The 14,249-nt window shown below is 57.2% G+C and carries 14 protein-coding genes; 10 read left to right on the top strand and 4 right to left on the bottom strand.

Annotated features, from left to right (window positions below; all coding sequences use genetic code 11):
• The first annotated feature begins 25 nt into the window (after positions 1-25).
• Positions 26-1,117 (top strand): isochorismatase family protein, encoded by a 1,092-nt coding sequence (locus CBW65_RS24770; protein WP_232463451.1) that lies wholly within the window; start codon positions 26-28, stop codon positions 1,115-1,117.
• A gap of 6 nt (positions 1,118-1,123) precedes the next feature.
• Entirely contained in the window at positions 1,124-1,624 is a 501-nt protein-coding gene (locus CBW65_RS06050) for a metallophosphoesterase family protein (protein ID WP_087456084.1), read from the top strand.
• A gap of 101 nt (positions 1,625-1,725) precedes the next feature.
• Here the strand turns inward: CBW65_RS06050 and CBW65_RS06045 are convergent, their stop codons facing one another.
• A complete protein-coding gene (locus CBW65_RS06045; protein ID WP_087456083.1) occupies positions 1,726-2,352 on the bottom strand; it encodes a pyridoxamine 5'-phosphate oxidase family protein in 627 nt (208 codons plus the stop codon).
• Between the two features lie 110 nt (positions 2,353-2,462).
• Between CBW65_RS06045 and CBW65_RS06040 the strand changes: the two genes are divergently transcribed.
• The 3 genes from CBW65_RS06040 (at position 2,463) to CBW65_RS06030 (ending at position 6,148) form a co-directional block, all read left to right on the top strand.
• Positions 2,463-3,857 (top strand): amino acid permease, encoded by a 1,395-nt coding sequence (locus tag CBW65_RS06040; protein WP_087456082.1) that lies wholly within the window; start codon positions 2,463-2,465, stop codon positions 3,855-3,857.
• A gap of 69 nt (positions 3,858-3,926) precedes the next feature.
• Entirely contained in the window at positions 3,927-4,454 is a 528-nt protein-coding gene (locus tag CBW65_RS06035) for a hypothetical protein (RefSeq protein ID WP_157721803.1), read from the top strand.
• 311 nt (positions 4,455-4,765) lie between these two features.
• Positions 4,766-6,148 (top strand): glycine--tRNA ligase, encoded by a 1,383-nt coding sequence (locus tag CBW65_RS06030; RefSeq protein ID WP_087456080.1) that lies wholly within the window; start codon positions 4,766-4,768, stop codon positions 6,146-6,148.
• Between the two features lie 46 nt (positions 6,149-6,194).
• Here the strand turns inward: CBW65_RS06030 and CBW65_RS24110 are convergent, their stop codons facing one another.
• Entirely contained in the window at positions 6,195-6,356 is a 162-nt protein-coding gene (locus CBW65_RS24110) for a hypothetical protein (protein ID WP_157721802.1), read from the bottom strand.
• Positions 6,357-6,636: 280 nt separating this feature from the next.
• Here CBW65_RS24110 and CBW65_RS25040 point away from each other — a divergent pair, with 280 nt between their 5' ends.
• On the top strand, positions 6,637-7,359 hold the full coding sequence (locus CBW65_RS25040) for a D-Ala-D-Ala carboxypeptidase family metallohydrolase (protein WP_087456079.1): 723 nt from the start codon (positions 6,637-6,639) through the stop codon (positions 7,357-7,359).
• A gap of 140 nt (positions 7,360-7,499) precedes the next feature.
• The gene (deoD, locus tag CBW65_RS06020) at positions 7,500-8,213 is read left to right on the top strand and encodes a purine-nucleoside phosphorylase (protein WP_087456078.1); all 714 of its coding nucleotides are present in this window, start codon (positions 7,500-7,502) and stop codon (positions 8,211-8,213) included.
• A 63-nt stretch (positions 8,214-8,276) separates the two neighbouring features.
• Here deoD and CBW65_RS06015 read toward each other — a convergent pair whose 3' ends face one another.
• A complete protein-coding gene (locus tag CBW65_RS06015; RefSeq protein WP_087456077.1) occupies positions 8,277-9,155 on the bottom strand; it encodes a GNAT family N-acetyltransferase in 879 nt (292 codons plus the stop codon).
• Between the two features lie 71 nt (positions 9,156-9,226).
• On the opposite strand from CBW65_RS06015, the gene CBW65_RS06010 reads away from it, so the two are divergent.
• Positions 9,227-10,348, top strand: a complete 1,122-nt coding sequence (locus tag CBW65_RS06010) for a phosphotransferase enzyme family protein (RefSeq protein WP_087456076.1) — start codon at positions 9,227-9,229, stop codon at positions 10,346-10,348.
• 40 nt (positions 10,349-10,388) lie between these two features.
• Here the strand turns inward: CBW65_RS06010 and CBW65_RS06005 are convergent, their stop codons facing one another.
• Positions 10,389-11,069 (bottom strand): TerC family protein, encoded by a 681-nt coding sequence (locus tag CBW65_RS06005; RefSeq protein WP_087456075.1) that lies wholly within the window; start codon positions 11,067-11,069, stop codon positions 10,389-10,391.
• Positions 11,070-11,413: 344 nt separating this feature from the next.
• Here CBW65_RS06005 and CBW65_RS06000 point away from each other — a divergent pair, with 344 nt between their 5' ends.
• The gene (locus tag CBW65_RS06000) at positions 11,414-12,898 is read left to right on the top strand and encodes an amidase family protein (RefSeq protein ID WP_087456074.1); all 1,485 of its coding nucleotides are present in this window, start codon (positions 11,414-11,416) and stop codon (positions 12,896-12,898) included.
• A gap of 114 nt (positions 12,899-13,012) precedes the next feature.
• Complete coding sequence (locus CBW65_RS05995; RefSeq protein WP_087456073.1) at positions 13,013-14,245, top strand: PAS domain-containing sensor histidine kinase; 1,233 nt, start codon at positions 13,013-13,015, stop codon at positions 14,243-14,245.
• Positions 14,246-14,249: the final 4 nt, after the last annotated feature.

Here is a 14,249-nt window from a genome sequence, read left to right as displayed (position 1 = left end):
TCAGTACTGAGGAGGAAGTTGCTTGATGGGGAACATGGCTTTGGTTGTGATTGACGCGCAAACTGCGCTGGTGGAAAAAGTGTTTGAACCGGAACGGGTGTTGAAAAACATCGCCGGGCTGCTGGAGCGGGCACGGGCGGCCGGCGTGCCGGTCGTGTTTGTGCAGGATGATGACGTGAGCGAGCCGGGCTCGGACGGGTGGCAGGTGCATCCGGCGATCGCGCCTTTGGAGACGGAACGCCGGGTTCGCAAGAAGGCGACCGATGCGTTTTACGGCACAGATCTGCATGCGTTTTTGACGGCAAACGGGGTGAAAACGCTTGTCGTCTGCGGCTGCAAAACGGACTACTGTGTCGACACGGCGACGCGTCGGGCGACAACGCTTGGCTATCAGGTGATCGTGGCGAAAGATGCACACTCGACGACCGATAATGGCGTGTTCACCGCTGAACAGATCATCGCGCATCACAATCGCAATCTGCACGGGCTGGATAATCTGGAGAACTACTCGATGTCCGTCTTGAGTGAGGAGATTGTGTTTGAAGCGGGCGAGGAAGCTCCTTTTGGTGCGAAAAAAGTGGGGGAGCGCGTGTACATCCGCAATTTTGAGGTCAGCGACGCGGAGGAGTTTGCCGCGCTGATGGTCAAGAACCGCGCGTTTTGGGGACAGTATGAAACGACTCGCGACGATGATGAATACACGGTGGAGTACCAACGCCGCAATCTGGAGAAGATGCGTGCGGAGTGGGTGAAAGACCAAGGCTACTTTTTCGGCGTATTTTTGAAGGAGAATGACCAGCTGATCGGCGATATTGGGATTCATATGATCATGCGCGGGCCGTTCCAGAGCGCGTTTGTCGGGTATTCGCTCGATGAGGAGCACAATGGAAAAGGCTATACGACCGAAGCGTTGAAGCTGCTGGTGGAGTTTGGCTTTGAAGATCTGAACCTGCATCGTCTGCAGGCCGGCACCGCACCGGAGAATCCGGCTTCGTCCCGGGTGCTGGTGAAGGCCGGGTTTGAGCAGGAAGGAACGGAGCGCAAGAATCTGTTCATCAACGGGAAATGGCAGGATCACATTCAGCACTCGATCCTCAATGACAACTGGAAAGGCTGATCCGCGATGAAGATCGCCGTGATTTCCGACACGCACATGCCGAAGATGGCGAAGCAGGTGCCGCCTAAGCTGGTGGAAGGGCTGCGGGATGTGGACTTGATTTTGCATGCCGGAGACTGGCAGACGCTTGATGTGGTGGAGATGTTTGAGCAGTTTGCCCCGGTGAACGGCGTCGCGGGGAATGTGGACGGGGCGGAGATTGCGGCTCGTTTTGGGCGGCAGAAGGTGCTGACCCTTGGGGGATACAAAATCGGCCTCGTGCACGGCGACGGCAAAGGCAAGACGACGGAGCAGCGAGCGGTGGCGGCGTTTGCGGGGGAGAAGGTGGATGTGATCGTATTTGGTCACTCGCATCTTCCGCTGTATCAGGTGCTGGAGGACGGGACGATTTTGTTTAATCCGGGCTCGGCGACCGATAAACGCAGGCAGGCGCAGTTTTCGTACGGGCTGATCGAAATTGGCGACGGGCTGACGGTACGGCATGTATTTTATGACGAGAAGAAGTAGAGACGGGCACCCTTGCAGGGTGCCTGTTTTTTTGTGGCCGATGTGGCTGAGTGGTCGGGACGCGCGGATCGGACTGCTTGTGGAGGCTTTTTTGAGGTGTTTTAGTAAAGGCGATTGGTGTAGCTGTCTTGGAGAGCTGCGGTGATTTTCTGCTCGTTGACGTCGGGGAGGTTGACGTGGGCGGCGAGTATCCGTGCCGGGACGGGCAGTTCTTCCGATGGGAGCCAGGTGTCGGGCTGCCAGAGCTTGGAGCGTTTCAAGGCTTTGGCGCAGTGGACGAATGCCTCTTCCACTTCGACGCCGATGGCGAGAAGCGGGGCTTTTCCGTTCGCTTCGAGACCTTTCAAGAGCTCCTCATCTTGCACGATGCAGGCGCGTCCGTTGACGCGCAGCGTCTCTTCGAGGCCGGGGATGAGAAAGAGCAGGCCGATCTGGCCGGTCGCCAGAATGTTGCGCAGCGTATCGGCCCGCTTGTTGCCCGGGCGTTCGGGGATGAGCAGGCGATTGTCATTAAGCACAGTGACAAATCCGGGCTGGTCACCGCGCGGCGACACGTCACAGCAGCCCTCAGCGTCGGCGGTGGAGATGAGAACAAATGGCGACTTGGCAAGGAAGTCGCGGATGTGCGTGTCGAGATGGTCTACCACTTTGTTCTGTACGAGGGCGCTGGGCTGGCCAAGCAGTTCGCGAAGCTCCTCTTCGCGGGTCAGGATGTTGGGGAAGTTCATGACGATCACTCCTTTGTGATTCCAAGATACAGGAAAGAAGGGGGAATGAGTAGGCATGTTTTTCCTGAGGGAACCTCATAGTAAGAAAAACGGCTGAAGGGGATTGGAACATGCTGAAGCAACGGAAGGCGCGCGTCTTCACAGGGGAGCGGGAGAGGCAGCCGAAACATTTAAAAGGGATCAGCGCGTTTAGCTTGGCCGGCGTCGGGATCGGCGGGGTGGTGGGCGCTGGATTTTTGCTTGGGTCGGGGTTGGCGGTGCAGCAGGCCGGGCCGTCGGTGGTGCTGGCGTTTCTGCTCGGGGGCTTGGTGATGATGCAGGTGCTGGGGGCGATGACATCGGTCGCCGTCAACCGCGTGGTGCCGGGGTCGTTTCGGGTGCATACGGAGCAGATGCTGGGCCGGTACAGCGGCTTTTTGATGGGCTGGATGGCGTTTGCATCGGGCATTTTAGGCTTGGGCTCGGAGGCGCTGGCGATGGGGATTTTCTCGCGCTACTGGCTGCCGGGGATGCCGCTTGCGATTTTGGCGACGGTGTTTATGCTGGTCGTGATCGGGATCAACGCGTTTGACGTGAAGAATTTCAGCAAGATCGAGACGTGGATGACGGTGGTCAAGGTCGGCGCCTTGCTGGCATTTATCCTGCTCGGGGGATTTGCAATACTGACGGCAGGCAAGGCGCTGGTGTCGCCGTCGCCAATCGCGGGCTTTGGGGCGATGTTTCCTAAAGGCTGGAGCGGGATGCTGGAGTCGATGCTGATCGTGATCTTCTGCTACTCAGGCATCGGGGCGGTCGCGATGGCCGGGACGGAGGCGCGGGACCCGGAGCGGGACATTCCGAAGGCGACGTGGTATATGGCGATCGCGGTGATTTTTCTGTATGTCGCGGCGATGGCGGTGCTGATGTTTGTCACGCCGTGGAGCGGGGTCGATGTGAAGGAGTCGCCGTTTGTGCAGGCGTTTGACTCGCTGCGGCTGGGCTGGGCCTCGACGGGGATGAACCTGATCATCTTGATCGCGGCGTTTTCGGTGATGGCGGCGACGTATTTTGCCTGCATGCAGATGCTCGTCTCGCTGTCCGAAGCGGGTGAAGCGCCCAAGTTCTGTGCGAAAAAATCGGGGAAGCTTGGGCTATACCGCATCGCGTGGCTGATCGTCGGCGGGGCGGGGCTCTTGATCATGGGACTGTCGTTTGTGCTGCCGCCGAAGCTGTTTCATTATCTGGTCGCAGCGTCATCGTATTTTTCCTTTGCGATGTGGGCGCTGAATCTGCTGACCTATCTGGTCTGGCTGAAGAAAAGGGAGACGGAGGAGACGCACCACTCCGCGCTGGTCTTCGGGCGGCCGGGGGCGTACCTGACACTGGCGGCGATTGCGGTGCTCGCCGGGATGAGCCTGCGGGTGGCCGACTTCCGGATGGGATTCTACGTGGCTGCCGGGCTGACGCTGGTGATCACAGCGGCATATTGGGTCTGGGCGAGGATGGGACTGGCAAAGAGGGCTTGAGTCATCAATTTGAAAGGGTGTCTGTCATGGGGGCAAAGCATGTTTGGTGATTCGCGGGGGATGAAGGTGGTGAGACGAAAACGTTTTTTGATCGTTGTGTTTTTGCTGTGTGCGACAACTGTGAGCGGGTGTTCGAACCAAGGGGAGCAGGTTCCATTTGAGATCTTGTTAAATGGGGTCGACCGTGCTGTCTGGTTTCAGGATACAGCGGACCCGGGCGCACTATATGTGCCGTTAGCGAGTAAAGAAGATCTGGCATCGTATGTGACAGGGATTGAAGAGCGGCAGAAGGAAACTCCGTTTCCGCCCGCAGAGCTGAAGCAGATCGAATTTGATCAAGAGGTCGGGGTCTATCTAACCCAGGGCCACAAAGGATTTCAGGAATATTGGGTGGAAGTGGAGCGGATCGAGAAGCAGGGGCAACAGGTGAGCGTACTGGCCAATGTCACCCAACCAAAAGGCGCGGCGGCCGACATGTCATCGTACCGAGTGACGCTTTTGAAGCTGAAAAAAAGCGACTTGCCGCACGGGAATGTGAAGTTTGTGTTTTATGATCAGGACGGCAAGGTGCTGGCAGAGAAATCGGTCACCCTGTGAATGAACCCTTGACTTTCAGGGGAGCATTTGCATAAGATAGTGGTTAATAGCAGCGATGAGGAATGAATAGTACCTGTCAGCCCACTGATTCAGCGATCCGGAGATGGTGCGAGCCCGGAGCAAGGTGCAGGGAAAAGGCGATTCGGAGCTGCCTGACCGAAAAAAGAGGATGCGGCGCAGTACATACAGCTCCCGCATCAACTAGGGTGGAACCGCGGGTGCATAACGCTCTCGTCCCTAGGCATGATTCCGTGCCTATGAGGACGGGAGCTTTTTATATTTTTAGACTTTAAGAAAGAGGATGATGAACGATGAGCATCACAATGGAACAAGTCGTAGCGCTGGCCAAACACCGCGGCTTTATCTTCCCGGGCTCCGAGATCTACGGCGGCCTCGCGAACACCTGGGACTACGGCCCGCTGGGCGTGGAACTGAAAAACAACGTCAAGAAAGCATGGTGGAAGAAGTTCGTGCAGGAATCCCCTTACAACGTCGGCCTCGACGCGGCGATCCTGATGAACCCGAAGACGTGGGTCGCGTCCGGCCACATCGGCAACTTCAACGACCCGATGATCGACTGCAAAAACTGCAAAGCCCGCCACCGCGCCGACAAGCTGATCGAAGACGCTCTGCAGGAAAAAGGCATCGAGATGATCGTCGACGGCCTCTCCTTCGACGAGATGGCCGGCCTGATCAAAGAGCACAACATCGCCTGCTCCGAATGCGGCAGCCATGATTTCACCGACATCCGCCAGTTCAACCTGATGTTCAAAACGTTCCAAGGCGTTACCGAATCGTCTTCCAACGAGATCTACCTGCGCCCGGAAACGGCGCAAGGCATCTTCGTCAACTTCAAGAACGTCCAGCGCACGATGCGCAAAAAGCTGCCCTTCGGCATCTGCCAAGTCGGCAAATCGTTCCGCAACGAGATCACGCCGGGCAACTTCACGTTCCGCACCCGCGAATTCGAACAGCTGGAGATGGAGTTCTTCTTCAAGCCGGGCGAAGATGACAAGTGGTTTTCCTACTGGCGCGAATACGCGCACAAGTGGCTGATCGGCCTCGGCGTGAAGGACGACAACCTCCGCCTGCGCGACCATGACCAAGACGAACTGTCCCACTACTCGACGGCGACCACCGACTTCGAGTACAAGTTCCCGTTCGGCTGGGGCGAGCTGTGGGGCATCGCGAACCGCACCAACTTTGACCTCAAGCAGCACATGGAGCATTCCGGCGAAGACTTCAACTACCTCGACCCGGAAACGAACGAGCGCTTCATCCCGCACGTCATCGAGCCGTCCCTCGGCGCAGACCGCGTGACCTTGGCGTTCCTGATCGACGCGTACGACGAAGAGCAGCTCGAAGGCGGCGACTCCCGCACCGTGCTGCGCTTCCACCCGGCGCTGGCACCGTTCAAAGCGGCGATCCTCCCGCTCTCCAAAAAGCTGGCTGAGCCGGCGCAAGCGGTGTTTGGCGACCTCGCGAAGCACTTCATGGTCGACTACGACGATGCCGGTTCGATCGGCAAGCGCTACCGCCGCCACGACGAGATCGGCACCCCGTTCTGCATCACCTACGACTTCGAATCCCAAGAGGACGGCCAAGTGACCGTTCGCCACCGCGATTCGATGGAGCAGGTGCGCATGCCGATCGCCGAGCTGAAGGCGTTCATCGAGTCCAAGCTGGAGTTCTAAGCTGCAAAAAAGAGGCTGTGCCGTCATCGCGACGCACAGCTTCTTTTTATTGTTGCGAGAGAATCTCGACCTGCTTTTTCAAAAGGCGCAGCACCGTTTGCTGCACAGGGCGCTGGGCCGGGGGGACTTTGTCCAAATGCTGCTCAAGCTGCTCGATTACAGCTTGGCGGCGGGCGATGTACGCCGCCGTCTTTTCCTTCGGAGTCAAGAGACGGTCACCTCCTTGTCCTTGCTAGTACAGGATATGTAGCACGGCGCTATTTTGCATACTCAGCGGATCGTCCAAACAAACCCGCCCTATTCAGGGCGGGTTTGTTTAATTTAGAGACTGCTCTAGACAAGTCAGATGAAATTTCAGTAACTTATAGAATAATTAATCAAACTTTTACTAAAAATTCTTGCATATTATATTATAATCTAGTAGACTATTCCCAAGGGAACGATAATTCGGACCCGCTTATATCGTAGACTAGAAAGGGAGAGATGTAATGAAAATCATGACCAAAATCGCAGCAGCAATGCTGGCAATGGCAGTGATCGTTCCGGTTCTCAGCACGGGCGACGCATCCGCTTACACCTGGACCCGCACCCTGTCTGAGGGCGCATCCGGTGCAGACGTAAAAGAACTCCAAATTCGTGTTGCCGGTTGGGCAGCTGACGGCGCTGCGAAAACCTACGTGGCAACCGATGGTGCATTTGGTCCGGGCACCAAGGCAGCGGTTATCCGCTTCCAACGCGCGTACGGCCTGACTGCTGACGGGATCGTTGGTCCGGCTACGCAATCCAAACTGAACGCTCTGGAAGACGCTGGCGACGGTTCGACCCTGAACTTCGAATTCAGCGAATTCTATTCCAAAGATGGCAGCGGTTTCTCCGGCGGTAACGTTGGCGCAACCACCGTTAAAGCAAACGTTCGCCGCATGATGTACAAGCTGGAAGCTGTTCGCAAAAAAGCGGGCAACAACGCAATCACCGTTAACTCCGGCTTCCGCTCCATCTCGCACAACGCGGCAGTGGGCGGCGCTTCCAACTCCCAGCACACCTACGGCATCGCTTCCGATATCGTAATCAACGGGTACTCCCCGACGGGCGTTGCGAACATCGCGAAATCCTCCGGTTTCTCCGGCGTCATCATCTACAGCACCTTCACCCACGTGGACAGCCGCGTAGAATATCCGTCTTACGGCGCAGCAGGCTACTACTGGCCGTAGGTTTTATAAAAACCCCGCTTTCATGGCGGGGTTTTTTGCATTCTGCGCATACGATGTATCAATGGTCTGCCCTGTGTGGTAGATTAGAACGAGACATATTTTTCTAAAGCCAGAACAACATTGACGGGAGGATTTACAACATGACTGTACATATCGGGGCGAAAGAAGGACAGATCGCCGAAACGATTTTGCTGCCGGGCGACCCGCTGCGGGCGAAATACATCGCGGAAACGTTCCTGGAAGGGGCGGAGCTGTACAACGAAGTGCGCGGCATGTACGGCTTCACCGGCACGTACAAAGGCAAGCGCATCTCCGTGCAAGGCACCGGGATGGGCATTCCGTCGATCTCGATCTACGCGCATGAGCTGATCAACGGCTACGGCGTGCAGAACCTGATCCGCGTCGGCACCTGCGGCGCATACCAGAAGGACATCAAAGTGCGCGACATGATTCTCGCCATGGCCGCATCGACCGACTCTGCTGTGAACAGACACCGCTTCGGCGGCATCGAATACGCGCCGAACGCCAGCTTCGACCTGCTGTACCGCGCGTATGAAAACGCCAAGAAAGAAAACATGCCGGTGGCGGTCGGCAACGTCTTTACGTCCGACACGTTCTACAACGACACCCGCGACGTGATCAACATGATGGCTTCGTACAACGTGCTGGCTGTGGAGATGGAAACAGCGGCGCTGTACACGCTGGCGGCGAAGTTTAACCGCAAAGCGCTGGCGATCCTCACCGTTTCTGACCACCTGATCACCGGGGAAGAGACGACGTCTGAAGAACGCCAACTGACCTTCAACCAAATGATCAAAGTCGCGCTCGACACGGCGGCGGAGATCACCAACTAATTGCAAACACATGCAAAAGACCCGGTACTCGCGCCGGGTCTTTTTTTGCTTACAGCTCTTAGCTCAGATCGTTTTTTCCAAGGCGCGGATCACCAGCTCTTCTGCGAAGCCGCAGCGCTCGTACAGCTTGCGTGCGCCTTCGTTGTTCAGGCGGACGGAGATCTCGGCGCGGGTGTTCTGCTGCTGCGCGAAGCCCCAGTGCAGCATGGCGTCGATCAGCAGGGAGCCGTAGCCTTTGCCGCGCGACTCGGCGCGGACTTGGAGAAAGGCGATGTCAAACGAGCCGACCAGCTGCAGGACCTGGCCGTAGCCTTCGAACTGGTCGCCATTACGCAGGATGAACAGCGGGTTGCCTTTGGTGGTCAGGTTGACGATCTCTTCGGCGGTGTAATAGCCAGACCCGAAGTGCAGGGCTTTAAAATCGTCCCAGTGCTCCGGGCGGTACGCTTCGATCACGATGCCTTCCGGGAGCGGTCTAGAAGACGGGTTGTAGTCGGAGCGCTCCATCTTCAGCATCGCTTCGGCGTTGTATTCGGCAAAGCCCAGTCCGGCCTCGTAAAACGCCACGCCCTGCTCATTTTTCACATCGAGCGCCACGCGGGCGAGGTTGACGTTCTCCGGCACGAGGGTCAGCAGCTCGTCCCACAGCAGTTGGGCGACACGGTGGTAGTCGTCATGTGTGATGTATGGCCCCAGCGGACGCACATGCCCGCGCTCCGGGAAGCCGTAATAGCCGATGACGCCGACGACTCTCCCGTCTTCCACCGCCTGCAGGAAGCAGTCTTCAAACGGGATGTAGGGCAGCTCGAGGAGTTCCTTTTCGATCTGCGCCGCACTCATCCCAAGCCACGCCACGTGATGTTCACGCTGCGCGTTCAGCGGGGCGATGTGCGCGGCCACTTCCGCGATCTGTTCGCGGGATACTCGTTGCAAATTGGTCATTGCCGTGTCCCTCCCAAGGTTTTACAATGTTATAACACGACAACTCGTTTTCGGGAAGGGGGAATGTCGTCATGAGCGACAAGTTTGATTTTATCCGGGAGGCTCTGCAGGGCTTTGGCCTCGACCCAGCCACGCTGGTGGTGCGCAGAGAGCTGCCCGACAATTGGCATGGAGATCTGCACTATAAGATCGCGGCGGAAGGCAAGGCGTACGGGATGCGTTTTCTGGCGGAGGTAAGGTCGCAGGAGGACGGGTCGCCGTTTGTCAATCTGTCCGATGAGGTGCTGCGGGAGCAGATGCGCTACGTGGACCATCTGACCGGGCAGGGCATTCCGTTTATGCGCCGGGTGCCGCCGGTGAACGGGGAGGCTTTTGTCACCGTGCAGGACGATGGGGGCATTTTGCGCCGCGTTGTGCTGTTCGAATGGCTGGACGGCATCCACATCACAGCGATGACGATGGAGACGGCGTTTCGGATGGGGGAGATGGCGCGGCGTTATCACGATGCGTCGAACGGGTTCAAGTCGGACGTTCTGCCGCGGATGATCCACACCGACAACTACCTCGAGACGCTGAACTCCCTGCGCAGCGAGCGGGACAAGTTCACGCAGCCGGAAGAGCGGGGGGCGCTGCTTGACACCTACATGTTGAATACGATGGATTTGGCGCAGGAGGGGCAGTTGGCGACCGAGGACTTGGCGCTGCTTGACGCCTACCTCGACCAGGCGGAGGCGATGATCAAAGAAGCGCACCGCGACCCGTCGGAGCTGGATCACGTGATTATCACATCCGACATCAACGCCATCAACGTCCTCTGGGATGAACAGGGTCAACGGATCACCGGCATCATCGATTTTGAACACATCTCCTACTCCGACCGCGTGCAGGACCTCGCCTGGCTGATGAAATGGTATTCGCGCAACGAAGGCATCCAGTCGCACAGCGTGTCGGGCGATCTCGCGCAGGCGCTGATGTACGGCTACCGCGCCCATGAGCTGCTGGACGCCGATGATTATGCACGCTTCCCGGCGCTGCTCTGGCTGTCGGGCTGCCTGAACTTTAACTTCGTGCAGCGCACGACGGAGCTGATGCAGAAAGACCCGGGCCAGCTCCGCGACCACCTCGCCAAATACACCGAACGCGGGAAGAAACTGACCGCGCTCGCCGACGGGCTGCAATTTATGCAATCCTAAAAACAAAACCACCTCGGACCAACCGAGGTGGTTTTGCATATTAATGATTAGTGACGGCAGCTTTACCGGTGCGGTTTTTTTTGAGGTAACCTGCACCGAGAATGCCGACCACGGAGACGGCGATCACCGCCCATTTGATCCACGAGTTGTCGAAGAAGCCGGACAGGAACGGCTCGTCGACGATCATCTTCGCTGCGGTGTAGGCCAGCACGCCTGCACCGATGAAGATGATCCACTGGAAGCGCTCGATCAGTTTCAAGATCACGGTGGAGCCCCAGACGACGATCGGCACGGAGATCAGCAGGCCGAGGATGACGAGCACCCAGTCGCCGTGTGCAGCGCCGGCTACGGCCAGCACGTTGTCGAGACCCATCACCGCATCGGCGATGATGATCGTGCGGATCGCGCCCCACAGGTTTTGGCTCGGCTTGACGTCATGCTCTTTTTCTTCGGTCAGCAGCTTGTAGGCGATCCAGAGCAGGATCAGACCGCCGCCGAGCAGCAGGCCCGGGATCTCCAAGAGCCAGACGACGAGCAGCGTGGCGACGGCGCGGATGACGATCGCGCCGACCGTGCCCCAGATGATCGTTTTCTTTTGCAGTTCTTTCGGCAGGTTGCGGGCTGCCAGCCCGATCACGATGGCGTTGTCACCTGCCAGCACCAGGTCGATGATGATGATCGATAACAGTGCGGAGAAAAATTCAACCGAGAAGAATTCCATAGCTATACCACTCCTCATTCATAGGATATCCCAAATGAAAAGCGACCCTCACCGTAATGACTTGGTAAAGGTCGCCAGAGTTGTGGTCCTATTACACAGAAAAGACCTTTACCAAAATCAATGATGATGGCAAAGGTCTTGCAAACAACGTGGTAATCAAACGTTGCCAACAAAGCCGAGGACAGAGTCCCGAACTGACGACTTTTGTTGTAACAGCTACTCCCCTTTGAGGACGCTATTCACTTGTGTTCTACACTCACAGTATATGCAAGTTGACGAGAAAATGTCAAGGGAACTATACTTTATCTAACTAAAGAATTTAGAAAAGGTAGGAGACAACTTCTGTGAAAAATCCGAGACTGCAACAACTCAGCGCATCCTGGCTGATCGAAGCGACGATTGAAGACATGCAGCAAGCGATGGAGGAAGGAAAGATCACCTCCCGCGACCTCGTGCTGATGTACCTTTGCCGCATCGCCGACTATGACCAACAGGGTCCGGCGTTAAAATCGGTGCTGGAGATCAACCCGGACGCGCTGCAGATCGCCGAAGCGCTCGATGCGGAGCGCAAGCAAAACGGCCCGCGCGGCCTCATGCACGGGATTCCGGTGCTGCTCAAAGACAACATCGACACCGGCGACAAAATGCACACGTCGGCTGGGTCGCTCGCCTTGGCGAATTCAATTGCGCCGCAAGACTCGTTTGTCGCGAAACAGCTGCGTGCAGCCGGCGCGGTGCTGCTCGGGAAAACAAACATGACAGAATGGGCGAACTTCATGGCAGAGAACATGCCAACCGGCTATTCGTCGCGCGGCGGCCAGTCGCTCAACCCGTACGGCGCTGAGTTCATGACCGGCGGTTCCTCCGCAGGTTCCGGCGTTGCGGTTGGCGCGAACTTGACGGCTGTGGCGGTCGGCACGGAAACGTCCGGCTCGATCCTGTCGCCAGCCTCCCAGAACTCGATCGTCGGTCTGAAGCCGACTTTGGGCCTGATCTCCCGCAGCGGCATCATCCCGCTCGCGCACAGCCAGGACATGGCCGGGCCGATGGCGCGGACTGTGCGCGATGCGGCGATCTTGCTGAACGCGCTGACCGGCGTGGACGCAAACGACCCGATCACCGGCACATCGCAGGAAGCCGCGCAGCACGACTACACCAAGTTCCTCCAAAAGGGCAGCCTGAAAGGACTGCGCTTGGGCGTGGCCACCCACATCATGACCAAATACGAACTGCCTGCGGAGAAAAAAGCGCTGATCGAAGCAGCGGTGGACGTGCTGCGCGAACTGGGTGCGGACGTGTTCGAAGTGGAGCTGCCCAACTTCGATCAGGACTGGAGCGCTTCGAAGACGTTTTTCCACGAGTTCAAGTCCGACCTCAACGCCTATCTGAAAAAATTGGGCCCGGCCGCCTCGGTCCGCTCCTTGCGTGAACTGATCCTCTTCAACGACGCTGACCCGAAGCGGATGCTGAAATACGGACAAGCCCATCTGCTCGAAGCGGAAGCGACCAGCGGCACGCTGATCGAGCCGGACTACATCCTCTCCCGCGAACGTGACCTCTACTGGGCGAAAGATGCCGGTCTCGACGCGATGATGGCCGAGCACCAACTCGATGCCTGGATCGCTCCGAACAACTGGGGCGCGATGTACCCGGCCATCGCCGGATACCCGTCGATCACCATTCCTGCCGGGTACGCCCCGACAGGCGAACCGGTCGGCGTCACCTTCTCCGCCGGAGCGTACAGCGAACCCTTGCTGTTCAAGCTGGCGTATGCGTATGAGCAGGCGACCCAGCACCGCAAAGCGCCGGAATTCACAGCGACAAAATAAGTAGGATCCTGACAAAAAGCCTCAGTTGCCGACAAGCAATTGGGGCTTTTTTGTCGATTTTATGCTATTATTTAAGTATTGTTTACCAATCATAGTGAAAATTGGGTGAATGGAATGTTGAAATTCAATATCCAATCCAAAGTCATTCCTATTGGACTCGCTTTCTTATTGTTGTTTATTATCGTCTACGGCTATTTGCAGAACTCCCTGCTCGTCTTGTCGGGCGCAGGGGTGCTGGCGATTCTGCTGGGCTTTATGACATCGATCTTATACTCGCGGGCGCTGCGGGCGGAAGAGCAGTCGCGCACGGCGAAAGAATATCTGGAATCGTTTATCAACCACACGACCGACGCGATCGGCGTCTTTGACTTGGACGGCAACCTGGTGCACGTCAACAAGGCTTCGGAGGCCATCTTCGGCTACACGATCGAAGAGCAGTTGAACAAGCGCGTGCAGACCCTGCCCAGTGACGACTACCTCGAAGAGGTGCAGGCGATGCACCGCCATGTGCGCAGCGGCGGCGACATCTCCAGCTTTGAAACGGTGCGCAAACGCAAGGACGGGCGGCTGGTCGACGTGTCGATCTCCTATTCGCCGATCCGCGACCAGGACGGCAATGTGGTCGCCTATGCCAACATCCTGCGCGACATCAGCGAGCGCAGGAAGACGGAAGATCTGCTGCGCAATACGGAGAAACTCTCCCTGATCGGCGAGCTGGCTGCCGGAGTGGCACACGAGATCCGCAATCCGCTGGCCTCTTTGCGCGGCTTTGTCCAGCTGATGAACGAGGACAAGTCGTCCAAGCACAGCCTTTACTACGGCATCATGCTCGAGGAGCTCGACCGCATCAACTTTATCGTCACCGAACTGCTGATGCTCGGCAAGCCGCAAGCGGACCACTACCGGCTGAAACAGCCGCAGACGCTGGTCGAAGATGTGACCGCTTTGTTTGGCCCGGAAGCTTTGCTACACAATGTTCAAATTTTCTCGGAGTTCGAAGACAACCTTCCTATGGTAAAATGCGAAGAGACGCAGATCAAGCAGGTTTTTCTCAACCTCTTGAAAAATGCGGTCGAAGCGATGGCTGAAGGCGGAAAAGTATTCATAAAGGTATTCCGGCAAGATCAAACTAAGCTTGTCTTTCGTTTTGTCGACGAGGGCAAAGGCATTCCGGGCGAGATGCTGGAACGTCTGGGCGAACCTTTTTACACGACCAAGGACAAAGGGACCGGCCTGGGGTTGTTGGTATCGTTTAAGATCATCAAATACCACCAGGGCGCCGTCAAAATAGACAGCGTTGAGAACAAGGGTACAACGATCGACGTGATTTTGCCGATTTCATTTTGATTTT

This window comes from Tumebacillus avium (assembly GCF_002162355.1).
Classification (GTDB): Bacteria; Bacillota; Bacilli; order Tumebacillales; family Tumebacillaceae; genus Tumebacillus_A; species Tumebacillus_A avium.
The sequence above is the reverse complement of the archived record's forward strand: the minus strand, read 5'-3'. Positions and strand labels throughout refer to the sequence as shown.